The organism is Kitasatospora sp. GP82 (genome assembly GCF_029892105.1).
GTDB lineage: Bacteria > Actinomycetota > Actinomycetes > Streptomycetales > Streptomycetaceae > Kitasatospora.
On record NZ_JARZAJ010000013.1, the window covers coordinates 149460 to 172762 of the forward strand.

Annotated in this window: 23 protein-coding genes and 1 riboswitch; of the genes, 10 read left to right on the forward strand and 13 right to left on the reverse strand. The window is 72.3% G+C overall.

Annotated elements, in window-relative coordinates:
- Positions 1 to 13 precede the first annotated feature (13 nt).
- Positions 14 to 145, reverse strand: a riboswitch (SAM riboswitch).
- 154 nt (positions 146 to 299) lie between these two features.
- Both P3T39_RS15960 and P3T39_RS15965 read left to right on the forward strand, forming a co-directional pair.
- Positions 300 to 1307 (forward strand): glucosyl-3-phosphoglycerate synthase, encoded by a 1008-nt coding sequence (locus P3T39_RS15960; RefSeq protein WP_280698291.1) that lies wholly within the window; start codon positions 300 to 302, stop codon positions 1305 to 1307.
- Positions 1308 to 1493: 186 nt separating this feature from the next.
- Positions 1494 to 2999 (forward strand): trehalose-6-phosphate synthase, encoded by a 1506-nt coding sequence (locus tag P3T39_RS15965; protein WP_280698296.1) that lies wholly within the window; start codon positions 1494 to 1496, stop codon positions 2997 to 2999.
- Here P3T39_RS15965 and otsB read toward each other — a convergent pair.
- Positions 2965 to 3849 carry a trehalose-phosphatase gene (otsB, locus tag P3T39_RS15970; RefSeq protein WP_280698298.1) on the reverse strand — a complete coding sequence of 295 codons (885 nt, stop codon included), beginning with the start codon at positions 3847 to 3849 and terminating at the stop codon, positions 2965 to 2967. The genes P3T39_RS15965 and otsB overlap by 35 nt on opposite strands.
- Positions 3850 to 3885: 36 nt before the next feature.
- Positions 3886 to 4113 (reverse strand): DUF3263 domain-containing protein, encoded by a 228-nt coding sequence (locus P3T39_RS15975; protein ID WP_280698299.1) that lies wholly within the window; start codon positions 4111 to 4113, stop codon positions 3886 to 3888.
- A gap of 104 nt (positions 4114 to 4217) precedes the next feature.
- Here P3T39_RS15975 and P3T39_RS15980 point away from each other — a divergent pair, with 104 nt between their 5' ends.
- Positions 4218 to 4571, forward strand: coding sequence for a cupin domain-containing protein (locus P3T39_RS15980; protein WP_280698301.1), 354 nt, complete (start codon positions 4218 to 4220; stop codon positions 4569 to 4571).
- A 287-nt stretch (positions 4572 to 4858) separates the two neighbouring features.
- Here the strand turns inward: P3T39_RS15980 and P3T39_RS15985 are convergent, their stop codons facing one another.
- Positions 4859 to 5653 (reverse strand): DeoR/GlpR family DNA-binding transcription regulator, encoded by a 795-nt coding sequence (locus tag P3T39_RS15985; RefSeq protein WP_280698303.1) that lies wholly within the window; start codon positions 5651 to 5653, stop codon positions 4859 to 4861.
- A gap of 226 nt (positions 5654 to 5879) precedes the next feature.
- Here P3T39_RS15985 and P3T39_RS15990 point away from each other — a divergent pair, with 226 nt between their 5' ends.
- The 4 genes from P3T39_RS15990 (at position 5880) to P3T39_RS16005 (ending at position 10160) form a co-directional block, all read left to right on the forward strand.
- Positions 5880 to 6815, forward strand: a complete 936-nt coding sequence (locus P3T39_RS15990) for a sugar isomerase (RefSeq protein WP_280698305.1) — start codon at positions 5880 to 5882, stop codon at positions 6813 to 6815.
- A 228-nt stretch (positions 6816 to 7043) separates the two neighbouring features.
- Complete coding sequence (locus P3T39_RS15995) at positions 7044 to 7991, forward strand: ROK family protein (protein ID WP_280698306.1); 948 nt, start codon at positions 7044 to 7046, stop codon at positions 7989 to 7991.
- A complete protein-coding gene (gene nagA / locus P3T39_RS16000; RefSeq protein ID WP_280698307.1) occupies positions 7988 to 9214 on the forward strand; it encodes an N-acetylglucosamine-6-phosphate deacetylase in 1227 nt (408 codons plus the stop codon). Before P3T39_RS15995 ends, nagA begins: the two co-directional genes overlap by 4 nt.
- A 67-nt stretch (positions 9215 to 9281) precedes the next feature.
- Positions 9282 to 10160: a class II fructose-bisphosphate aldolase gene (locus P3T39_RS16005; protein WP_280698308.1), complete on the forward strand. Its 879-nt coding sequence runs from the start codon at positions 9282 to 9284 to the stop codon at positions 10158 to 10160.
- Here the strand turns inward: P3T39_RS16005 and P3T39_RS16010 are convergent.
- A complete protein-coding gene (locus tag P3T39_RS16010) occupies positions 10123 to 11061 on the reverse strand; it encodes a hypothetical protein (protein ID WP_280698311.1) in 939 nt (312 codons plus the stop codon). The genes P3T39_RS16005 and P3T39_RS16010 overlap by 38 nt on opposite strands.
- A 112-nt stretch (positions 11062 to 11173) precedes the next feature.
- Positions 11174 to 13132, reverse strand: coding sequence for a sensor domain-containing diguanylate cyclase (locus P3T39_RS16015; RefSeq protein ID WP_280698313.1), 1959 nt, complete (start codon positions 13130 to 13132; stop codon positions 11174 to 11176).
- Positions 13133 to 13517: 385 nt separating this feature from the next.
- Between P3T39_RS16015 and P3T39_RS16020 the strand changes: the two genes are divergently transcribed.
- Entirely contained in the window at positions 13518 to 14057 is a 540-nt protein-coding gene (locus tag P3T39_RS16020) for a flavin reductase family protein (protein WP_280698316.1), read from the forward strand.
- Positions 14058 to 14148: 91 nt separating this feature from the next.
- Here the strand turns inward: P3T39_RS16020 and arfB are convergent, their stop codons facing one another.
- Positions 14149 to 14580 carry an alternative ribosome rescue aminoacyl-tRNA hydrolase ArfB gene (gene arfB / locus P3T39_RS16025; protein WP_280698318.1) on the reverse strand — a complete coding sequence of 144 codons (432 nt, stop codon included), beginning with the start codon at positions 14578 to 14580 and terminating at the stop codon, positions 14149 to 14151.
- 145 nt (positions 14581 to 14725) lie between these two features.
- Here arfB and P3T39_RS16030 point away from each other — a divergent pair, with 145 nt between their 5' ends.
- On the forward strand, positions 14726 to 15214 hold the full coding sequence (locus tag P3T39_RS16030) for a hypothetical protein (protein WP_280698319.1): 489 nt from the start codon (positions 14726 to 14728) through the stop codon (positions 15212 to 15214).
- Positions 15215 to 15343: 129 nt separating this feature from the next.
- Positions 15344 to 15919, forward strand: coding sequence for a TerD family protein (locus P3T39_RS16035; RefSeq protein ID WP_280698320.1), 576 nt, complete (start codon positions 15344 to 15346; stop codon positions 15917 to 15919).
- Between the two features lie 82 nt (positions 15920 to 16001).
- On the opposite strand, the gene P3T39_RS16040 is transcribed toward P3T39_RS16035, so the two are convergent.
- The 7 genes from P3T39_RS16040 to P3T39_RS16070 all read right to left on the reverse strand — a co-directional run bounded on the left by P3T39_RS16040 (position 16002) and on the right by P3T39_RS16070 (position 23081).
- Positions 16002 to 17450, reverse strand: coding sequence for a hypothetical protein (locus P3T39_RS16040; protein WP_280698321.1), 1449 nt, complete (start codon positions 17448 to 17450; stop codon positions 16002 to 16004).
- A gap of 156 nt (positions 17451 to 17606) precedes the next feature.
- Entirely contained in the window at positions 17607 to 18095 is a 489-nt protein-coding gene (locus P3T39_RS16045) for a DUF3180 domain-containing protein (protein WP_280698322.1), read from the reverse strand.
- A 418-nt stretch (positions 18096 to 18513) separates the two neighbouring features.
- Positions 18514 to 19113 (reverse strand): 2-amino-4-hydroxy-6-hydroxymethyldihydropteridine diphosphokinase, encoded by a 600-nt coding sequence (gene folK / locus P3T39_RS16050; RefSeq protein ID WP_280698323.1) that lies wholly within the window; start codon positions 19111 to 19113, stop codon positions 18514 to 18516.
- 49 nt (positions 19114 to 19162) lie between these two features.
- Positions 19163 to 19522 carry a dihydroneopterin aldolase gene (gene folB, locus P3T39_RS16055; protein WP_280698381.1) on the reverse strand — a complete coding sequence of 120 codons (360 nt, stop codon included), beginning with the start codon at positions 19520 to 19522 and terminating at the stop codon, positions 19163 to 19165.
- 225 nt (positions 19523 to 19747) lie between these two features.
- Positions 19748 to 20245: a nuclear transport factor 2 family protein gene (locus P3T39_RS16060; RefSeq protein WP_280698324.1), complete on the reverse strand. Its 498-nt coding sequence runs from the start codon at positions 20243 to 20245 to the stop codon at positions 19748 to 19750.
- A gap of 26 nt (positions 20246 to 20271) precedes the next feature.
- Entirely contained in the window at positions 20272 to 21126 is an 855-nt protein-coding gene (gene folP / locus P3T39_RS16065) for a dihydropteroate synthase (protein ID WP_280698325.1), read from the reverse strand.
- A gap of 104 nt (positions 21127 to 21230) precedes the next feature.
- Positions 21231 to 23081 (reverse strand): phosphatidylglycerol lysyltransferase domain-containing protein, encoded by a 1851-nt coding sequence (locus tag P3T39_RS16070; RefSeq protein ID WP_280698326.1) that lies wholly within the window; start codon positions 23079 to 23081, stop codon positions 21231 to 21233.
- Positions 23082 to 23303 lie beyond the last annotated feature (222 nt).

Sequence of the window (23303 nt, forward strand, 5' to 3'; positions counted from 1 at the left end):
GCGGAGGCCTCTCTCCTCATCTTCCCTGTGGCGCGGTCGCGCCACAGGCCGGAATTGGCACCTGTCCCGCCGGCCTGTGTGACAGCCGGGCGGGAAGGTTGCCGGGACGTCAACGGGCCGTTCCCTCAGTCCCTCTGGATGAGCTCTGTGAAGTTGTGGTCACGCTGCTGGGCCGACCCCGATGTGCAAGGGTCCAGCCGCAGTACGAAGACTGTATCCGAAGGTGTCAACCTCGAACGGGACCGTCCGGCCTACGAGATGACGCCGACCGTTTCCGAATCGGACCGAGGAGTTCCACTGTGCCCGACGAGCTGACCGAGGCTCTTCTCCCGGAGGTGGCGAGCTGGCTGCGCCGCCGTTCCTGGACGGCTGCCGACCGTCCCGCCGAGGCCCTGCTGGCGGCCAAGCGGGCGGCCGGCCCGGCCGGCACGGTCAGCGTGGTGCTGCCCGCACTGGACGAGGAACCGACGGTCGGCGAGATCGTCCGGGTGATCCGCCGCGAGCTGATGGAGCGGCTGCCGCTGGTCGACGAACTGGTGGTGGTCGACTCGGGCTCGGTGGACCGCACCGCCGAGCTGGCCGCCGCGGCCGGTGCCCGGGTGGTGCACCGGGACGACATCCTGCCCCGAATACCCACCGCGCCCGGCAAGGGCGAGGTGCTCTGGCGCTCGCTGCTGGCCACCTCCGGCGAGATCGTCTGCTTCATCGACGCCGACCTGCGCGAGTTCGACCCGGCCTTCGTCACCGGGATCGTCGGGCCGCTGCTCACCGACCCCGGTATCCAGCTGGTCAAGGCGATGTACGACCGTCCCCTGGAGACCGAGGGGGCAGTCGTACCCGCAGGCGGGGGACGGGTCACCGAGCTGGTCGCCCGCCCGTTGCTCAACCTGCACTGGCCGCAGCTCGCCGGGTTCGTCCAGCCGCTCGGCGGGGAGTACGCGGCGCGGCGCTCACTCCTCGAACGGCTGCACTTCCCGACCGGGTACGGGGTCGAGCTGGGGCTTCTGGTGGACGCCCTGGACGAGGTCGGCCTCGACGCACTGGCCCAGGTCGACGTCGGGGTCCGCCACCACCGCCATCAGGACGGCCAGGCGCTCGGCCGGATGGCGGCCACCATCTACCGCACGGCACTGGAACGTCTCGACCGGACCCACCGCCTCAAGGCCGCCGACGACCTGGTCCATCCGCACATCACCCAGTTCACCCGCGACCCGGCCTCCCGCGACTTCACCGCCCACACCCACCCCGTCACCGCCCTCGAACGCCCCCCGATGCGTACCATCCCCGAATACCGCACCCGCCAGTAACCCCCAGGCGGGCTCGGGGCCCCGGGCGAGCCTTCAGCGCCACAAGCGGGCCCGGGCGACGGGCGAGCCTTCAGGGGCGCGGGGCTCTGAAAACTCACCCCTACCGCGAAGGGCCTTCCCCAGGCCCCCCGGGATGCTCTCGTGCTGGGTGGTTTGCCCGTGGGGAGGCCCGGCAAGGTTCAAGGCATGGGCGATCTCGCGACCGAACGTTCGAATCCGACCGGCACGGCCCCGATCCTGGTGGCCTCGAACCGCGGCCCGGTGTCCTTCAGCATCGAGGACGACGGCTCGTTGACCCTGCGCAGGGGCGGCGGCGGCCTGGTCTCCGGGCTCTCGGCGATCGACGACCCGTCCTCCGTCTGGGTCTGCGCGGCACTCGGGGACGCCGACCGCGCGGCCGCCCGCCGGTCCCCCGACGGCCGTCTCGACCTGGGGGGCTTCGAGGTGGGCGGGCAGGCCGTCCGGATGCTGGACATCGACCCCGGCACGTTCACCCGCGCCTACAACGGCGTGGCCAACTCCAGCCTGTGGTTCGTCCATCACCTGCTGTACGACACCCCGGTCTCACCGCTCTTCGACGACCGCTTCCGCCGCGAGTGGGAGTCCTACGAGGCGTACAACGCCGCCTTCGCCGAAGCGCTGGCCGCCGAGGCCGCCCCGGGCGCCGCGGTCCTCATCCAGGACTACCATCTCTCGCTCGCCCCGACGCAGCTCCGCGCGCTCCGCCCCGATCTGCGCATCGGCCACTTCTCGCACACCCCGTGGGCCCCGCCCGAGTACTACCGGATGCTGCCGGACGACGTCGCCGAGGCGGTGCTCAGCGGCATCCTCGGTGCCGACCGGGCCGCGTTCCTGACGCGCCGCTGGGCGCTGGCCTTCGCCGACTGCTGCGAGGCGGTGCTCGGCGCGACGGTCGACCGGGACGCCCTCACCGTCACCCACGCCGGACGCACCACCCGGCTGGGTGTGCACGGCCTCGGCGCCGACGCCGACTTCCTGCGCTCACGGGCCCACCAGCCCGATGTGGACGCCCGGTTGGCCACCCTGAAGCAAGCCGTCGGCCACTCCGGCGACGGCACACCGCGGAAGACCGTCGTCCGGGTGGACCGCACCGAGCTGAGCAAGAACATCGTCCGCGGCCTGCTCGCCTACCGGCACCTGCTCCGCTCCCGCCCCGACTGGCAGGACCGGGTGGTGCACATCGCCTTCGCCTACCCCTCGCGCCACGACCTGCCCGAGTACCGCGAGTACACGGCGGCCGTCCAGCGCATCGCCCACGAGATCAACGACGAGTTCGGGACGGCGACTTGGCAGCCGTTGATCCTGCATGTCAACGACGACTTCCCGCGTTCGCTGGCCGCCTACCGGCTCGCCGACGTGGCCCTGGTCAACCCCATCAGGGACGGGATGAACCTGGTGGCCAAGGAAGTCCCGGTGGTTTCCGACGCGGGCTGCGCCCTGGTGCTCTCCCGCGAGGCCGGCGCCTACGCCGAACTCGCCGAGGACGCCCTCACGGTGAACCCGTACGACATCATCGCCACCGCCGAGGCCCTGCACCAGGGGCTGACCATGCCGGCCGACGAACGCGCCGACCGGACCAAGCGGTTGGCGGCGGCAGCGACCGCGCTGCCGCCGCAACGGTGGTTCCTGGACCAGCTCAGCGCGCTGGGCCCGATCGGCCCGACGAGCTGATCCGGTCTGCCAACTCGGTCAGCAGCGCGACCACTCCGGCCGGCCCCGGCACCAACAGGTCGGCCCGGTCGGCGAGTTCGCGTACCTGTGGCTCGCCCTCGACCGTCCCGCTGCTGCACACCAGCAGCCCCGGCAGACCGTCCGCACGGCGCTTCTCGACGGCCGCGTACGCGGGCAGATCGCCGAGGTCGTCCCCGGCGTACAGCACCGCGCCGACGGCCGGGCGCTCGGCCAGGAAGGCGGTCAGGGCCGTGCCCTTGTCCACCCCCGGCGGGCGCAACTCCAGGACGTAGCGGCCGGGTTCGACCATCAGGCCGTGGTCGGCGGCGAGGCGGGCGAGCGGCTCGCGGAGCAGGTCGAGCGCAGCGTCGGGGGACGGCGTCCGTCGGGTGTGGACGGCAAGGGCCCGGCCCTTGTCCTCGATCCAGGTGCCTGGCCGGGCACCCGCCCGCTCCAGTGCGGCGGGCAGTTCGGCCCGCAGTGCGGCCACCCCGGGCGGTGGCGGGGGTGCGGTCAGCTCGCCCGTCCCGGCCTCCCAGCGCTCGGCGCCGTACTGGCCGAGCACCGTCAGATGCGCCAGGTCCGGGACGTCCGCGAAGCCGCCGTACCGGACGGCGACGTCCGCCGGGCGGCCCGTGATCACGACCACCGCACCGACCAGCGGTGCGAGTTCGCAGAGAGCGGGAACCGCGCCCGGATGGGCGCGGGCCTGCTCCGGGTCCGGGACGATCGGTGCCAGCGTCCCGTCGAAGTCGAACGCGATCACGGCCTCGGCGGGCGCCACCAGCAGGGCCGCCAGGCCCTCCCGCCCCGCCGGGGTACTCGGTACCGGCCACTCAGTCATACCCATGCCAGGACACTACCCAGTCGGCCACCGCCGCACCGCTCACCGCTCCGCGCGCTTGGCCTCCCGGATCCGGCGCAGCCGGTTGATCAGCACCGGGTCGTGCGCGAGTGCCTCCTGCCGGTCGAGGAGGCCGTTGAGCAGCTGGTAGTACCGGGTCGCCGAGAGATCGAGCTCCTCCCGGACGGCCCGCTCCTTGGCACCCGCCGTACGCCACTGCCGGGCCTCCAGCGCGAGTACCGCGAGCTCGCGCTCGCTCAGCTCGGCCATCTCACCCACCTCCACCGCCTCCGCTACGAAGTGTCATTCTGCCCGGCCGCTCCGACACACTCTGCCGTCCCCGCCGCCTCCGCCGTCCGGATAGCGTCGGGGCCATGACCAACAGCTTCGCTCTGCACATCCCCGACCTCGAACTGGACCCGGACCCGCTCGACCCGGCCCAGATCGTCTCCGGCACCCCCGAGGTCTCCGGCAAGGTGCTCTGGGAGTCCGAGGACGGCCGCCGGCTGCGCGGGGTCTGGCAGATCACCCCGGGTGTGGTGACCGACGTCGAGGCCGACGAACTGTTCGTGGTGATCAGCGGCCGCGCCACCGTCGAGGTCGAGGGCGGCCCGACCCTGAACGTCGGCCCCGGCGACTTCGCCGTCCTGCGCGAGGGCGACCGCACCACCTGGACCGTCCACGAGACCCTCCGCAAGGCGTACTCGATCAACCTCGACGGGAACTGACTTCCGCTCCCCGGCCCAAAGGCCGGGGATTCCCACCACGGTCGGCTGACCGTCTCGGTGGGTTCCTGCTTCACCGCGCTGTGCGGGGACATGTCCCCCCAGCGTGGTGAAGAGATGGTTGGGCAGGGTGGCCAGGAAGCTCTTGAGGTCCTCGCGCATGCCTGCCGGTCATCGCGTCGCGGTGTCCTGGGTGGCCGGGAGCAGGTTGTAGATCCCGCCGAACTTGAGGGTGTTCTCCTCGGTATTCCGGCAGATCGGGACGGAAGCCCCTTCTGCCCCACAGGCGTTCAGGCCCTGATCACCTGGACGCCGGCCTCGGCGAAGGCGGCGGCCAGCTCCTCGCCGATGCCCTCGTCGGTGACCAGGGTGCCGATCCGGTCGAGGCCGCAGATCCGGGCGAAGGCCCGGTGGCCCAGCTTGGAGGAGTCGGCTGCCACCACGACCCGGCGGGCCCGCTCGGCGAGCAGCCGGTTGACGCTGGCCTCGCCCTCGTGGTGGGCGGTCGCGCCGTGCTCGGCGTCGAGCGCATCCACACCCAGCACCGTGACGTCCAGGGTGAGTTCACCGAGCACCAGCGAGGCCAGCGGACCGATCAGCTCGTAGGACTGCGGGCGGGCGACGCCACCGGTGAGCACGATCTTCACCTGCGGGCGGACCGTCAGTTCATTGGCGATGTTCAGCGCGTTGGTGACGATGGTGACGGTCTGCCCCGGGCCGCTCTCCGGCCGCTCGGCCAGGTCGGGCCGGACGGCGAGCGCCCTGGCCACCTCGGTGGTGGTGGTCCCGCCGTTGAGGCCGACCACCTCGCCCACCGCGATCAGCTCGGCCACGGCCGCACCGATCCGCTGCTTGGCACCGGCGTTCCTGGCGGTCTTGTAGCGCAACGGCAGGTCGTACGAGACGTTGTGCGCCACCGCGCCACCGCGCGTACGGGTGACCATCTGCTGGCGCGCGAGCTGGTCGAGGTCGCGCCGGATGGTGGCGGCGGAGACCTCCAGCGCCTCGGCGGCCTCCTCGACCTCCAACTTGCCGTGCTCGGCGAGCAGTTCCAGCAGTGCGTTCCACCGCTCGTACCTGGACACGCTGGACCGGCCCTCCTGGCTCCTGCCGACTGCCGCGCGCGGCCGCGCGAAGCCTGGACAGCTTTGCACATCCCCACCGGCCCGAGCGTTGTCCGAGGCCCGCCACACCCCGCCGGACACTCCCAACCATTGCGCAATCATGCTCGAAACGGCTATAAATCAATCAGCTTCACGCACGATGCCTCTCAGTAGCAATGGACCTGAGCACTCCGAGGAGCTCGCACCCATGGCTTTGACTTCCCTGACCGGCGAGGAACTCGCCACCCAGCCCGCGAACTGGCGCCGCGCCGCCGCACTCGCCGCCGAGGCGTCCATCGCCCTGCCGCAGCACGGCGAACGGGTGGCCGTGGTCGGCTGCGGCACCTCCTGGTTCATGGCGCAGGCGTACGCGGCCCTGCGGGAGGCAGGCGGACACGGTGAGACCGACGCCCTGGCCGCCTCGGAGTTCCCCCTCGGGCGCTCCTACGACCGGGTGCTGGCGATCAGCCGCTCGGGCACCACCACCGAGGTGCTCGACCTGCTCAGCCACCTCAGGACGGGCAGCGGCAAGGCTCACACCACGGCCGTCACCGCAGACCCCGACACCCCGATCGCCGGGGTCGCCGACCAGTTGCTGGTCCTGGACTTCGCCGACGAGCGCTCGGTGGTGCAGACCCGCTTCGCCACCACCGCGCTCGCGCTGCTCAGGGCCCACCTGGAGCTGGAGGGCCCGCTGTCCCCGGGCGCCGGGACGGTCCTCCAGGCCGCCGACGACGCCGAGCGGGCCATCGCCCAGCCGGTGCCCGAGGCCCTGGTCACCGCCGAACAGCTCACCTTCCTCGGCCGGGGCTGGACCTACGGCCTGGCCCAGGAGGCCGGGCTCAAGATGCGCGAGGCGGCCACCGCCTGGACCGAGGCGTACCCGGCCATGGAGTACCGGCACGGGCCCATCAGCATCGCCGCACCCGGCCGGGTGGTCTGGTCCTTCGGCGAGCTGCCCGACGGCCTGGCAGAAGACATCACCAGGACCGGCGCCCTGCTGATCGCCGACTCCGGCACCGGCGGCCTCGACCCGCTGGCCGACCTGACCCGCGCCCAGCGACTGGCCGTGGCGATGGCCGAGTCCCGCGGCCTGAACCCCGACGAACCACGCAGCCTGACCCGCTCCGTCATCCTCATCTGACCCCACCCACGGCGCGAACCGCATGCGCCCCCCTACTGCCCCAAGCGCCGCCTCCCGCGCCCGATCACGCGCCCAGGAACGGGAAAGAAAGAAGGTCGCCCAGGACTCCCCCGGACTCCCCAAACCCCGCAGTGCACCTCCGATGGCGACAAAGCTCACCCAGTTGGACCAGACCAATCAGTCAACTGGACTAGACCTCTCCGACCTGGCCAAGGGACACTGTCACCCGTGAAGCACGTCATCGCACTCGATGTGGGCGGCACCGGCATGAAAGCCGCGCTACTCGCCCAGGACGGCTCCGTGCTGTTCGAAGCACGCCGACCGACCGGGCGGGAGCACGGCACGGACGCCGTTGTCACCGCCATCCTCGACTTCGCCGCCGACCTGGCGGACGAGGGCCGCAGCCGCTTCGGCCGCGCGCCGCTCGCCGCAGGCGTCGCCGTACCGGGAACGATCGACGAGAAGAACGGGATCGCGGTCTTCTCCGCCAACCTCGGCTGGCGGGACCTGCCGATGCGCAAGCTGCTCGGCGAGCGCCTCGCCGCCCCTGACGGCGCGACGATTCCGGTCGCGCTCGGTCACGACGTCCGCTCGGGCGGGCTGGCCGAGGGACGGCTCGGGGCAGGCCAGGGCGTGGACCGCTTCCTGTTCATCGCGCTCGGTACCGGCATCGCCGGGGCCATCGGCATCGGTGGACGGATCGAGGCCGGCGCCCACGGCTACGGCGGCGAGATCGGCCACGTGGTGGTCAGGCCCGGCGGCCCTGCCTGCGGCTGCGGAGCCCGCGGCTGCCTGGAGACCCTGGCGTCGGCCTCGGCCGTCTCCCGGGCCTGGGCCGAGGCGAGCGGCGACCCCGCGGCGGACGCGGCGGCCTGCGCGGTCGCAGTCGACGCCGGGGACAAGCGCGCGCTCGCGGTCTGGCAGAACGCGGTGGACGCGCTCGCCGACGGAATCGTGCTGGCGCAGAGCCTGCTCGACCCGTCGACGGTGATCGTCGGCGGCGGACTGGCCGAGGCCGGTGACACCCTCTTCACGCCCCTACGCGCGGCGGTTGCCGAGCGGCTGACCTTCCAGATGCCCCCGAAGGTCGTACCGGCCATGCTCAAAGACACCGCCGCGTCCCTGGGCGCGGGCCTGCTCGCCTGGGATCTGCTCTCCTTGGAGGTGACCGCGTGACTAGCGCGCGGAATCAATCAGCGGCCGGGCTGCGGGGTACCGTACTGGCCGGCGCCCGACTGGTCCTGCCCGGCGGTGTCGTCGAGAACGGGCGGCTGACCGTCGAAGGCTCCCGGATCGCGGCGGTGACGACCAGTGCGTCCCACGCGGGCGGCGGTGACCGCGAGCCCGGCGACGTCGACCTGACCGGTCACACGGTCGTCCCGGGCTTCGTCGACCTCCATGTGCACGGCGGCGGCGGTGCCTCCTACGCCTCCGGGGTGGCCGAGGAAGCCCTCAGGGCCGCCCGTACGCACCTGGAGCACGGCACCACCACCACCGTCGCCTCGACCGTCACCGGCGAGATCGACGAGCTCTGCCACCAGGCGGCCGTCCTCTCCGAGCTGGTCGAGGACGGCGTGCTGGCGGGCATCCACTTCGAGGGCCCGTTCATCTCGCCGGGCCGCTGCGGTGCCCACCGCCCCGACCTGCTGCGCCACCCCGACCCGGCGCTGGTCCGCAAGCTGGCGGACGCCGCGCGCGGCCACGCCAGGATGTTCACCCTCGCGCCGGAGCTGCCGGGCGGCCTGGAGTCCGTCCGGATGCTCGCCGACCTCGGCATCATCGCGGCCGTCGGCCACACCGACTCCGACTACGCGAAGACGCTGGAGGCCGTCGACGCCGGTGCCACCGTCGCCACCCACCTGTTCAACGCGATGCCGGGTATCCAGCACCGCGCGCCGGGCCCGATCGTCGCCCTCCTGGAGGACGAGCGGGTCACCGTCGAGCTGATCAACGACGGCGTCCACCTGCACCCCTCGGTGCTCGACCTCGCGTACGGCACGGCGGGCCCCGACCGGGTCGCACTGATCACCGACGCGATGGGCGCGGCCGGGATGGGCGACGGGCTCTACCCGCTCGGCCCGCTCCAGGTCCGGGTCGAGAACGGTGTCGCCCGGCTGGTCGAGGGCGGCACCATCGCCGGCTCCACCCTCACCCTCGACGTCGCCTTCAAGCGCTCCGTCACCGTCAACGGTCTGGGCCTCGACCAGGCCGTGCAGTCCCTGTCCACCGTCCCGGCCCGGCTGCTCGGCCTCACCGACTCCATCGGCTCCCTGGAGGCAGGCAAGAACGCCGACCTCGTCGTCCTCGACTCCGACACCTACGACCTCGTCGCGGTGATGCGCCGCGGCGAGTGGATCGTCGGCGCGGACCGCTTGCGCAAGGCCGTCCACGCGGCCTGAGCCCTCCTGTCCCCCAGGAGGTGAGCAGCGGCGCCGTGCCCCGCCACTCACCTCCTGGGGGACACCCATGCCTCTTGCCCGTACCGCCGACCTGCTCGCCGCCGCCGTCGCCGCAGGCCGCGGCCTGCCCGCCTTCAACGTGATCACCCTGGAGCACGCCGAGGCGATCGCCGCCGGGGCCGAACTGGCCGCTGCCCCGGCCGTGCTGCAGATCAGCCAGAACGCCGTCGCCTTCCACGGCGGGCGACTGCTGCCGCTGGCCCGCGCCTGCGCCGAGATCGCCGCCGCCGCCCGGGTACCGCTCTCGCTCCACCTCGACCACGTCGAGGACGGCGAGCTGCTGCGGGCGGCACCCGCCGCCGGGTTCTCCTCCGCGATGTTCGACGCCTCGCGGCTGCCGCACGCCGAGAACGTCAAGGCCACCGCCGAGGCCGCCGCCTGGGCCCACCGGCACGGCCTGCACCTGGAGGCCGAACTGGGCAGGGTCGGCGGCAAGGACGGCGAACCGCCGCTCTCCCCGCACGCCCCCGGTGCCCGTACCGAACCGGCCGAGGCCGCCGACTACGTCGCCGAAACCGGTGTGGACGCCCTGGCCGTGGCCGTCGGAAGCTCGCACGCCATGACCACCCGAACGGCTGAACTCGACCACGGCCTGATCAGCCGTCTGGCCTTGGCCGTCCCCGCACCGCTCGTCCTGCACGGCAGCTCGGGAGTGCCGGACGAGCAGCTGTCGGCGGGCATCGCGGCCGGCCTGGTGAAGATCAACATCGGCACGGCGCTCAACGCCGCCTTCACCCCGACGATCCGTCAGTACCTCGCCGAGGACTCCCGGGTCACCGACCCGCGCAAGTACCTCGCCCCGGCGCGTACGGCGATGGCCGAGGCCGTCGCCCACCTGGCGGGGATCGTCACCTCCAGGGCGCGGAGTCGTCCGAGCTCGGCCTGATCGCCACCTGGTCGATCGCAACGCTGCTCCCGGCCGGGACGGACACCGACAGGGTGTTGGCCCCGGCCTGCAGCTCCGGCCAGATGGAACCCCGGGTCCACGCCTGATCCGGGTCGCTGGAGTGGGTGTAGTTCCTCAGCGCGAGCGGGTTGGCGGGGGACTCCTTGCCGTTCACCATCACGGTGGCGGGGATGTCGGCGCCCGGGTTGTTGTAGTGCACCCAGAACTTGTACGTGCCCGCTGAGGCCACCGAGATCGTCCAGCTCACGGTCGAGGTGGGCCCGCCCTGCAGGGTGACGTAACTGCCGTCCTTGGAGACGGCGTTCTTGATGCTGTTGCCCGAAGGGGCGTTCAGCGCCTGCAACTTGGACGCGTCGGCGATCGTGTCGGTGGACGGCGGCGGCACCGAGGGAGCGGCGGAGCCCGAGGCCGAGGTGCTGCCGCTCGGGCCGGCCGGGGCGCTGGGGGAGGTGCTCGACTTGGCGGCGTCCGTCTTGCCGGGATCGCCCCCGGAGAGGGCGATCCCGCTGCCGATCGCGATGGCTGCGAGGACCGCCACCGCGCCGATCACGGCGACCTTGCCGCGCCCGCCGGAGGGCCGCTCCTCGCCCGGCTGGGGGCGGGAGCGCTCGGCGTAGCGGCTCTGCTGCTGCGGCACGGGCTGGGTCTGCGGGGCGGCCTGGGCCTGCGGAGACTGCCCGTACGGCGGGCGCGGCTGCTGGCCGTACTGGGCCCGGCCGACCTCCATCGGGCGCGCGTACGAGGTACGCGGCTGGCCCGGGGTCGCGGCGGCCGGGGACGCCGACTCGCCCTCTGCCGGGCGGTAGAGGTAAGCGAACGGGTCGTCCTGCGCCGCGCTCTCGGGCGCGCCGTTGCTGCCGTCCGTAGTCACGGTGGTCAACTCCCCATCGCAGCGCGCCGTACGGCAGCGCCGCACGCGCCAGTGGTGACGGTCGTACCCGGGAACCCTACCTTCCGGACCTGACCACAGGGAAAGGCGCCCCGAACTGCGCTCAGCCCGCGCGCCGATGCGAACGTTCTCCCCGCGCGCCCCTCACAGCGCCTCCACGCGCCCGCTTCTCGTCATACATCCGCTCGTCGGCGGCATGCAGCACCTCCTCGATGCTCATACCGCAACCCGCCCAGCCGATCCCCAGGCTGACGCCGACCCTGGTGGTCCGATTGTCGATCCGCATCGGCGGGACGATCGCGTTGCGCAGCCGCGCGGCGAGGTCCTTGGCCTCCTCGCGGCCGATGCCGTCGGCCAGGACGACGAACTCGTCCCCGCCGAGGCGGGCCACGGTGTCCCCCTCGCGGACGGCCTGCTGGAGCCGCCTGGCCACCTCGATCAGCACCGCGTCGCCCGCCTTGTGGCCGAAGCGGTCGTTGATCGACTTGAAGCCGTCCAGGTCGCAGAAGAGCACCGCGAGCCCTTTCTCGACCCCGGCGCCCCGGAACCCCCCGCTCCACAACTCGCCGCCGACCCCCTCGGAGGGCACCACGGCATGGACGTGGTCCGGCGGCGTCTCCTCGCGGCCGGCCGGCGGACGCCCGGCGACGAAGTCCTCGCGGTCCCGTTCCAGCGAGCGCGACGAGGAGCCGTCAGGCGCGCCGTAGCCGTGCGTCAGCGTGGCCGGGACACCGGGCCCCTCGTAGGCGCCGTGCGCGCTGTACGAGACGCCCTGGGCGGCGTACGCGGGCTCCGTGTGCGGAACCCCGAGCGGCTGGGCGTAGGCCGGCTCGTCGTACCCCGGCTGCGGGTAGCCGGGCTGCGGGTAGCCGGGCTGGACGTAGCCGGGCTGGACGTAGCCGGGCTGCACGTACCCGGGCTGGGCGAAGCCGAGCTCGGAGTGCGCCGCACTGTGTCCGGCCGGCCCGGGCAGCCGCGGCTGGTCGCACAGCCGACGGCCGAGCCTGGCCCGCAGCTCGGCACTGTTCGGCAGGCCGGTGAGCGCGTCATGGCTGGCGCGGTGGGCGAGTTGGAGCTCGTGCCGCTTGCGGTCCTCGATGTCCTCGACATGGGTGAGCAGAAAGCTCGGCCCCTCGGCGGCATCGGTCACCACGGAGTTGCGCAGACAGACCCACTGGTAGCCGCCGTCCCGCCGGGAGAGCCGCAGTTCGGCCCGGCCGCCGTCGGCGCTGGTCCGGTGCAGCAGCGCCAGGTCGTCGGGGTGCACCAGGTCGGCGAAGCGCTGCTGACGGAGAGTCGCGCGCGGGCGCCCCAGCAGTCGGCAGAGGGCGTCGTTGACCCGGCTCAACTGGCCCATCCCGGCGCCGTGCAGCTCGGTGATGGCCATCCCGCTGGGGGCGAACTCGAAGGCCTGCCGGAAGCTCTCCTCGCTGGCCCGCAGCGCCTGCTGGTCCTTCTCCAGCCGGGCCAGCGCCCGCTGCATCTCCGCGCGTAGCCTGGCGTTGCCGATAGCGATGGACGCCTGCAGGGAGAACATCTCCAGGGCTTCGCGAGTCCACGCGCCGGGACGCTTCCCGCTGCGCGGCCGGTCCACCGAGAGCACGCCCAGCAGGTCGCCTCCGGCGCTGTACATCGGCGCGAGCAGGCCGTCGGCGGGGTGCCAGTCGTTGGCGTACACCGGCAGCGGGCCGTCGCCGGTCCAGCGCGGAATGTCGGGGCCGACCGCCCAGCCCCGGTCGTGCGGCAGGAAGCGCAGCGTGCCCCAGTGGTCGCTCACACCCAGCAGCCGGTCCCAGGACTCCCGGGAGCCGACCTGGCCGAGCAGGACGGCGGGGCCGCCGAATGCGCTCTCCTCGATCTCCCAGACCGCCGCCACCACCAGATCGCCGTCCGGACGGACCAGGCTGACGGCGGCCGCGTCGAAGCCGAGCCCGTGCACCGCGCCTTCGACCACGGCCTGCAGGGTGCCTGCCAGGCTGCGGGCAGCGTTGAGGTCCGCCACGACCCGGTGCAAGGTGCGGAGGGTCGCCAGGCGGACGTACGGCTCCGACTCGGCTTCCATGCGGGGGCTCCCCGGCTGCTTCGGATAGGTCTTGATTGGTTATGGTCCGATTGCCAGAAGAACTGAATCACAGCGAGCACTGCGATCGGCACGCTCGGTCAACAATAGGCCGCCACTTGTGACCCAAATCACATAATCCTTATACGTGCATACGGAGTTCAGCTGCCAGAAACCGAGCCGTTCCCGGACAATCACGACCATTGGGCGGTCGGTCACCGATCATCCCTGCTCAAGACCTGCGCCGGCCGGAGAGCGCTCGCCCTTCACCCTTGAGAGTGAGTCGACCCGAGCCGCGATCCGACCCCCGACTCGGCCTCCGGACCGAACCGGTCCTACGACCACGGCCCGATGTCGCCCGCCCGCCCCGCCGACTACGGTGCGGTACGTGTACAGCTCCCCACAGCCCACAGCCGCCGTCCCGGCCGCCACCCCCGACGACTTCCGGGCCGCCCTCTCCCAGCTCGCCTCCGGCGTCACCCTGGTGACCGCCCACGACCCCGAGGGCGGAGCCGACGGAGAGGACGCGGGCATGACCGCGACCTCGTTCCTCTCGGTCTCGCTGGAGCCGCCGCTGGTGCTCGTCTCGGTGCGTCAGGACTCCCGGATGGACGAGCTGCTCTCCCGGGTGGACACCTGGGCCGTCTCGCTGCTGGGCGAGGAGCACCGGACCATCGCCTCGCGCTTCGCCATGAAGGGCCGTCTCAGCGACCGCCTGCTCTTCGCCGACACCCCGCACCACCGCGGCGAGTTCGCGAACGCTCCGCTGATCGAAGGCGCGCTCGCCACCGTGGAGTGCCGCACCGAGCAGCGGGTCGCCGCCGGCGACCACGCGCTGCTCATCGGACGCGTGCTGGCGGCCCGCGTCCCCGGCCCGGACAGCAGGCCGCTGCTCTACCTCCGGGGCGGCTACCGCAAGCTGGGCTGAGCCACCGGGACCCGCCCCGGCGCCACACCCCTCGCGCGGCCCTCGCCACACCCCTCGCAGCACCCTGCCCGCCCCCTCGCGCAGGCTCGGCTCAGTCCCCGGACGGCCTGTTGCGCCCCTGCTTGAGCTCGGAGCGGTGCCGCTTGTTCTGCAGCCGCCGCTCGATCATGCCCCTGGTCGGCTTGGTCGCCCGCCGGGCCTTCGGCGGCGGGGCGGTCGCCTCCCCGAGCAGCGAGGCCAGCCGGGCGGCGGCGACCTCGCGGTTGCGCCACTGCGAACGGTGCTCCGAAGCCCGGACCACCAGCACCTTGCCGTCCACCAGACGGCCGGCCAGCCGCTCCAGCGCCCGCTCCTTCCACACCGGCGGCAGGGCGTCCGAGGCGGCCAGGTCGTAGCGCAGCTCGACCTGGGTGTCGGAGGTGTTGACGTGCTGGCCACCGGGGCCGGACGAACGTGAGAAGCGCCAGAGGAGCTCGGCGTCCGGGACGACCACCGACCCCCGTACGCGGATTGGCTCAGGCATGGCTCCATCATCCCGCCCGGCCGCCGCCCGGTCACCCCCTTATCCGACTGTCGACCTGGCGACTTCTCCCTCTGTCGACTCCTCTGCTTGTCCACAGCCGTGGACGGTCACCGCACCCGCAGCCGCATGCCGGACAATGACGTACGTGATCGAGCTCGACTACTCCCTCTCCGACCGCTTCCCCGACCCCCCGCAGACCGACTACCGCAACGCCTCGGTGCGCAGCCTGCGGTACGACCTGTTCTGCGGCGACATCTTCCTGGAGGCGGACGGCCTGGACTTGTCCACAGCCTGGGGATGGGTGCCGGTGCTCGACTTCGCCTGGGCGCTCTGCGACTCCGTCGAGGAACTGGACCGGGACACCCGCGGCAGCCGCTCCGCCGCCGTGCAGACCTTCGACCTGGACTTCACCCAGAACACCGAACTGCTACGGTTCGCCCGCCGCTTCGGCCTGGTGGAGATCAGTGCCACCTGGCTGCGGGACACCCCGCCCGCCGTCGTCCGCCACGCCGAGCTGCGCCGGGAGGCCAGGGACTTCCTCCAGGACGTGATCGCCGACCTCACCGAGCTGCACGAGGGGCTCGGCGACAACCCCAACATCTGGTCGCTGCAAGGGAAGTTCCCCCGCGTCTGACCGGCCCCCCTGCCTTCCTCCCGGTCGGCGACGGCAGGCGTGCCGGCGGGTCAGTCCGGAGCAGCCGGAACCAGCCCCGGCCCCTTTACGTTCTTTACCGACAAGAACAACGAAGGGACACCACACACCATGCCAGTCAGCCTCTCCAAGGGTGGCAATGTCTCGCTGACCAAGGAGGCCCCTGGTCTGACCGCGGTCACCGTCGGCCTCGGCTGGGACGTACGGACCACCACGGGCACCGAGTTCGACCTGGACGCCAGCGCCATCGTGCTCAACGCGGACGGCAAGGTGCTGTCCAACGGTCACTTCGTCTTCTTCAACAACACCAGCGCCCCCGACGGCACCGTGGTGCACACCGGTGACAACCGCACCGGCGAGGGCGACGGCGACGACGAGCAGATCAAGGTCGACCTGGCCGGTCTGCCCGCCGAGGCCATCAAGATCGTCTTCCCGGTCTCGATCTACGACGCGGTCGCCCGCAGCCAGAACTTCGGCCAGGTCCGCAACGCCTTCATCCGCGTGCTCAACGCGGCCGGCGGCGCCGAGATCGCCCGCTACGACCTCTCCGAGGACGCCGCCACCGAGACCGCGATGATCTTCGGCGAGCTCTACCGCAACGGCACCGAGTGGAAGTTCCGCGCGATCGGCCAGGGCTACGCCTCCGGCCTCGCGGGCATCGCCCAGGACTTCGGCGTCGCGATCTGACGCGCCACCCGAACGGCGAACGCCCGGCCCCTCTTGCGGGAGCCGGGCGTTCGCCGTTCAACTGCCTTGCGGTGCCCGGCGGTCAGCGCCTGCTGCGGCTGCCCCGGTCGGCGCGGAGCTCGGGGAGCTCCAGGTACTCGGTCTCGTCGTCCGGGGTCAGGTCGACCACCTGCGGGCGGGCGTGGGCGGGTTGAACCTGGGCCGACTCGGCGGCAGCCGTCACCTCGACGACCGGCGCCACCTCGGCAGCGGCCTGTGCTCCGGAGGCTGGAACGCCGTAGCGGGCACTCTCGGCCACCGCCTCGTCGCCCACCACATCGGCCAGATCGGCCAGATCGGCCCGCTCGCCCAGGTCCGCCGCACTGCCCACGGCGGGCACGGAGGCAGCCGGGCGGACCGCGCCGCTGCGCCCGAAGAAGCTGAAGCCCGAGGAACGGGCGGCGCCCTGCCCCTGCGGACGCGGCCGCTGCCGCGCAGCCGCAACAGCGGTACCCGCAGCAGCCCCCGCGGCCCCGAGAGCCGGCCTCTTGACCACTGCCCCGAGAACACGCGGCTGCACGGTCGCGGACTCCTCCGTACCGGCCGCAGTGCCGGCCCGCGGGGACGACAGGACCGGACGGATCGCCACCTGGCCGACAGCGGGACGTCCACCGGCCAGGGCCGGCGCAGCAGCGGACTCGCCGGCCACCGCCGCCTGCGGCACCGCCGGCGCACCCGGTACGGCAGGCCGGGCCTTCGCAGCCGACACCGCAGGCACACCGGCCGCGGCCGAAGCGACAGAGGTCGCGGGCGTCTCCGCAGCGGCCGGCAGCGGCCCGGCCTTCGCAGCGGGCACCACAGGATGGGCGGGTACGGCCCGTGCCGCCGACGGCACCGGCGGCGTCGCGGACGCGGCCGGGACCAGGCGCGGCGCAGCCGCCGGGACCGGGACGGCCTGCTGCTTCGGCCGAAGCTCCAGCTGGGCCCGGGCGGAGCTCTCGCGCCGCGCCTCGGCCCGCTCGGCCTCCCGCTCCAGGTGCCGCAGTGCGGCCCCGGCCCGGACGAATGCCGCCGGGCTGGCCGGGTGCTTGGGACGGGAGGCGGCGAGCGCCCGCTGAGCCGCCTCCGCCTCCTTGAGGGCCTGCTCGGCCACCATCACGGCGCGCTCGCGGAGCAGCCGGGCGATCTCCGTCTCCGCCTTGGCGAGCCGCGCCTTCTCCGCCGTCAGGCGGCGCCCGAAGCGGGTGGCCCGCTCCTCGGCGACCTCGGCCGCGTACTCGGCCTCGGCGAGCTGCTCCTCGAAGCGCTCCTCGGCCACCAGCCGGCGGTTCGCGGCGACCTCGGCGGCCTGCTTGGCGGTCCGGTCCCGCTGGCGCAGCAGTACGGCCAGACCGACCGCTCCCAGCACCGCCGCGACACCGACCGACCGCACCAGCGGTTCATCGGGACTGACCACCAGCGCGACCAGCGCGGCGACGACGAGCGCGCCCGCTGCGACCGGAGGTACAGCCCGGCCGAGGACGGAGGATTGACGGTGGCGTCCACGTGACATGCCAAAGAAACTAGCGTGCGAATTGGGGCGCTGTCAGCCTCGACACTCCATTGGCTCTTGACAACGTGCCGAAACCACCTCAGGTGCGCGAATCATCACCTGACGTCACGGCAGATGCCTGCGCGGCACCGCGACGGCCGCCCGGATCGGCGCCCCTCAGCGGGGCGAGGCGGCCGGGCCCGAGGGGTCGTCGTGGTCCTCGGGGAGCCTGCAGACGTGTTGCAGCCACAGCGCCGCGGCGATCACGGCGGCCCCGGCCAGCACCGCGAAGCCCGCCGTCACGGCCTGCTGCTTGCGCGCGGTGATGTCCAGCAGGCCGAGCAGGTAGACGCCGACGCCGGCGTAGATGCCCGTCACCACGGCCGAGACCAGCGCGCTCGCCTGACCGAGGACCACCGCACGGGCAGCGCCGAGCGGGTCCACCGCCTTCGCTCCCGGCTGACGCTCCCGGACGGCCTTGAGTCTGGCCCTCAGCGAGATGGCCGTGGCGAGCAGGATCACGGCGATCGCCGCCAGCACGATGGGGGCGGCCGCAGGCACACCGGGCAGCTGGCCCAGGGAGTCCCAGAGCTTGGCACCGGCCCAGGAGAGCACTGCCGCCACGATGGCGATACCCAGGAGCAGGCGGAGGCGGAGCGGCTTCACTCGGACGGAGTTCCTTCCCGAAGGACGCGACGGCTTGGGAGCCCTCGGCCAACGGCTGAGGGCGGATCTGACGGACAGTCGCTGGCCGGCGGCGCCACAGGCCACCGTACCGGGCTGGCCCTCCCGATCACTTACTCGTACGGGCGACCACCACCACGAAGTTCCCATCCCACCGGGACAAGGGGCAAACCAGCCCTCGGGGACCGGGGATGAGCACATCGGGGGCGCGGGGTTCAGCCCCGCGCCCCCGATGTGCTCATCCCTGCCCCTGAGACGGTCCACAGCGCCCAAGGCGATCCGTGCTCCCCGCCCGAACCCGGAACCCGGAACCCGGAAACCCGAGGACCCGAGGACCCGGAAACCCGAGGACCCGGAGACCCGAGGACCCGAAAGCCCGGAGAACGGGCCGCGCAGCGGCCTACTCGGGCAGCCGCAGCTGGATGTCCTCGCGGCGCCACACCGCGTCACCGGCCTCCTCGCCCAGGCCCTTCAGCAGGTCGGAGACCCGGCCGTGGCCCGGCACCTCGCCGTCCGGCTCGGCGTCCAGCCAGGGCGCGAGCACGAAGGCCCGCTCGTGCGCCCGGGGGTGCGGGAGCAGCAGCTGGGGGTCGTCGCTGGTGACGCCCTCGTACGCGAGGATGTCGACGTCCAGGGTGCGCGCGCCCCAGCGGACGGTACGGACCCGGCCGAACGCGTCCTCGACCGCGTTGGCGCGCTCCAGCAGCGAGCTCGGCGGCAGCGTGGTGCGGAGCACGACCACGGCGTTGTAGAAGTTCGGCTGCTCGCCGGGGCCGCCTACGGCCTCGGTCTCGAAGACCGCGGAGACGGAGGTGATCCGGACACCGGGGGTGTCCTCCAGCGCGTCCACGGCGCCCTGCAGGGTCTCCAGGCGGTTGCCCAGGTTGCTGCCGAGGGCGATCACGGCGTGCCGCGGATTGTGCAGGGTCGAGTCGGCGCCGTCGACTCGGCGCTCCAGGTCGAACGTGGTCGGCGTGGCGGTCGGGTCGCTGGTGCTCATCGGTATCCCTCTACGGCTCGGGCTGTGGGACAGGACAGGGCAACACACGTCATGCGCGGCCCCGGTGGATCGTGATGGTGACATCGTCGAAGGGAACGGTGATGGGGGCGTCCGGCTTGTGCACGGTCACCTCGACCTCCTCCACCGCCTCGTGCTTGAGGCACTGGTCGGCGATCCGCTGGGCAAGAGTCTCGATCAGATCGACCGGATCACCGGAGATGATCGCGGTGACCTCCTCCGCGACGATGCCGTAGTGCGCCGTGCGGGAGAGATCGTCGCCGGAGGCAGCCGGGCGGGTGTCCAGGAACAGCACGAGATCGACCACGAAGGTCTGGCCCTCGACACGCTCGCGTTCGAAGACACCGTGATGGCCCCGGGCACGCAGGCCCCGCAGGGTGACGCGGTCCAGCAACTCAGTTCTCCCACCTGGACGGGCCCCTGCCGAGGAGGCAGGGTGGCAGGCCGGGTCGCCCACTGCATCGAATCTACCTGCGAGCGCCCCCGGACCCCGACCGTCCTACCCGGCATGCGGGCACGCCACGCGCGCCGGATCGGCGATTGACGTGAACGTTGGGTGTCCGTCCACGAAACATGCGCACCCACCCCGGGCACACCTTGCGGAAACGGTTCGCGATCAGTCCTCGTCCTCGTCGTCTCCGCTGGTCAGGACGGGTGAACCGTGGTGCGACCAGAGCCGCCAGCCGTCCGCCGTGCGCCGGAACAGATTGGTCGAGACGACCTTTCCGCCGACCAGCGGACCGAGTTCGCCCTCCTCCTCGGCCTCTCCGCCGGAGAGGATGTTCTCGGTACAGGTGACAAGGGCCACATCGCCCTGCAGTTCGACCTCGACATCGGTCAGGAAGAACTGGATGTACTCCGTGTTCATCATGATCAACATGTACGAGCGGGTGACCTGGGCCCGTCCGCGCAGCACCGGCCAGCCGGGGTGGACGCAGATCACCCCGCTCTTGTCGTCGGCCTCACCCGCACCCAGCCAGATGGACTCGACGGCCTCCAGGTCACCGTTCTCCAGCGCCTCGTAGAGCGCCCGGTTGGCTGCCAGGACAGCCTGCCGGTCCAGCTCCAGCGCCGCCTTGCGGTCCGTTTCGCTCACACTGCCGTCACCAGCCATGGTTCCTCCTGAACCGCGCCAAGCCGCTACCCCCTCCTCGCCGCCTGCTGCCAGGCCGCGACCACGCGTACGGCATCCGCCGTGCCGGCCACATCGTGCACCCTGACGGCCCACGCGCCGGCCTGGGCCGAGAGCGCCGAGATCGCCGCGGTGGCGTCGTCGCGCTGCCGGGCCGGGCGCGGCTCCCCGGTTTCCGGGTTGGCGAGCAGCGTACCCAGGAACCGCTTGCGCGAAGCGGCCACCAGTACCGGACGACCGAGGGCGGTCAGCGCGTCCAGCCGGCCGAGCAGCGCCCAGTTGTGCTCGCTGGTCTTGGCGAAACCGAGGCCCGGATCGAGGATCAGCTGCTCCTCCTTCACCCCGGCGGCCAGCAGCTCGCCGACCCGCTGCGAGAGCTCGGCGGCGACATCGGCCACCACGTCCTCGTACACGGCCAGGCCGTCCATGTCGGCGGACTGCCCGCGCCAGTGCATCACCACGAACGGCGCGCCGGTGTCGGCGACCACCTCGGCCATGTCCGGGTCGGCAAGCCCCCCGGAGACGTCGTTGACCAGTCGGGCGCCGGCGGCCACCGCCTGCTCGGCGACGCTCGCCCGCATGGTGTCGATGCTGACCACCACACCGGCCGCCGCCAGCTCCCGGACCACCGGGATCACCCGGCGCAGCTCCTCGGCCTCGGTGACCCGCTGCGAGCCGGGCCGGGTGGACTCGCCGCCCACGTCCACCAGGTCGGCTCCGCTCGCCGTCAGCCGCAGGCCGTGGGAGACGGCGGCGGCGGGATCGAGCCAGAGGCCACCGTCGGAGAAGGAGTCGGGGGTGACGTTGACGATGCCCATGACCGCGCAGCGGTCGAGCTGGGGGAGGCCGGGAAGGTGGGTCATAAAGCCATTATCGAGCCGCACGGTGGCCGAAAACCGACAACGGGTGACAGATATCAGAATCTGTCACCCGTTGTCGGTCGGCTATCGCCTCATCCCGGGACCGCTCACGCCGCCTCGGTCACCGTCCCGAGCTGTGCCTGCTCGGGCATCAGGCCCTGCCGCTGCCGCTTGCGGCCGAACTTCGGCATGCCCAGCGTGATGAACGCCTCCGCCTGCATCACGGCGAAGCCGATCCGCGGCACGTCCCGGGTCTGCGGGTAGACCAGGAAACGCGGCTCCCACTCGGGCTGGAACTTGGCGTTGAACTTGTACAGCGACTCGATCTGGAACCAGCGGGAGAGGAACACCAGCAGCCCGCGCCAGGCGCGCAGCACCGGTCCCGCGCCGATCCGCTCACCGCGGGCCAGCGCCGAGCGGAACATCGCGAAGTTCAGCGACACCCGCTTGACGCCCAGGTTCGGGACCTCCTGCAGCGCCGCCACGATCAGCAGCTCGTTCAGGCCGGGGTCGGCCGCCCGGTCACGCCGCATCAGCTCCAGCGAGATGCCGTCCTTGCCCCAGGGCACGAAGTGCAGCACGGCCTTCAGGTCGCTGCCGGGCGCGGCGGGAGCATCGCCCTCCTCCGGCGCCTTGTGCGCGGTGACGACCACGCCGTTGTCGTCACTCGGGTCGCCGAAGCGGCCCAGCGCCATCGAGAAGCCGCGCTCGGTGTCGGTGCCGCGCCAGCGGGCGGCGGCATCCGCGACCTGCCGCTTCTCCTCCAGGGTCAGCTCGGACACCCGGCGCACCTTGCAGGAGTAGCCGTTGCGCTCGATCCGCTTCACCATCTGGCGGACGTTGCGCATCGCACGGCCCGACAGCGAGAAGGTGGACGTGTCCACGATCGCCTCGTCGCCGAGCTCCAGCGCGTCCAGCCCCGCCTCACGGGTCCAGACCTCGCCGCCGACCTCGCTGCAACCGACCACGGCCGGCACCCAGGCGTGCTCACGGGCCTCCGCCATGAAGACCTTGATCGCGCCGGGCCAGGCCTCGACGTCGCCGACCGGGTCGCCGGAGGCGAGCATCACACCGGAGATCACCCGGTAGGAGATCGCCGCCTTGCCGGTCGGGGAGAACAGCACGCTCTTGTCGCGGCGCAGCGCGAAGTACCCGAGCGAGTCGCGCGCCCCGTGCCGCTCCAGCAGCGCCCGGACCTTCTCCTCGTCCTCGGCACCCAGCACGGGCTCCGGCTTCTCCGGACGCAGTGCCAGGTACCCGGAGGTGAAGGCGGTCAGCAGACCCAGCGCACCGAGCGAGTACGCGACCAGGTCGGAGACCCGCTCGCTGTGGTACTTGATCGGCCCGTCGAAGCCGAACAGGCCGTAGACGGTCTCCTCCAGCCGCTCCAGCAGCCCCGGGTTCCCGATCTCGGTGCTCGGGTGGACGCTGACGATCAGCATGCCGAGCAGCACGCTGAAGGTCCCCATGACCACCAGGCTGAGCACGGCCCGCCAGCGGGTACGCGGATCGGCCTTGGCGTAGAACTCGCGCCGGTGCACCAGGATGACCACGAACAGCGCCAGCGAGATCACCGCCGGGCCGATCTGGTGCCAGCGCAGGATGTGCAGCGCGGCACCGACCGGCAGCAGTACGCAGACCGCACGCCAGGCGCGCCGCTTGCGGCGGCGCAGCGCGTGCGCGAGCAGCACCAGCAGGGTGCCGACCATCAGCGTTCCGACAGTCGCCAGCGTGGTGGTGCCGCCCGGGATCTGCCCGGCCCAGCTGTGCACCCGGGTGTGCCGGAGCTTGGGGAAGACGGCGCTGGCGATGTCCAGCAGACCGATCAGCAGACAGGCGTACCCGACGGCTCCGGGCAACCAGGCTCGGGGGACGGATGCTGCTTGGTTGCGCAGCGTCTGCAGACCCCGGCGGCGGGGCTGCTCGGGTGACGGCTCAACGGACACGGGAACGCTCATGGAAGCTCAGCGTAGAGGCTGAAACGGGCTGTCCTGTCACTCCCGGGGAGGAGCTGTGATGGACCTTCATGACTATTCCTTGGTCTGGCAATCGGCTCGTCAAGGAAGCCTCCCCGAACGGTAATTTTTCGGGAAGGCGCCTGGGAAGACGGCGCCTCGGGGACTGGGGGACACCGCACGGACGGCACATCCAGCGGGACGGCTGAACGGCTGAACGGCGGC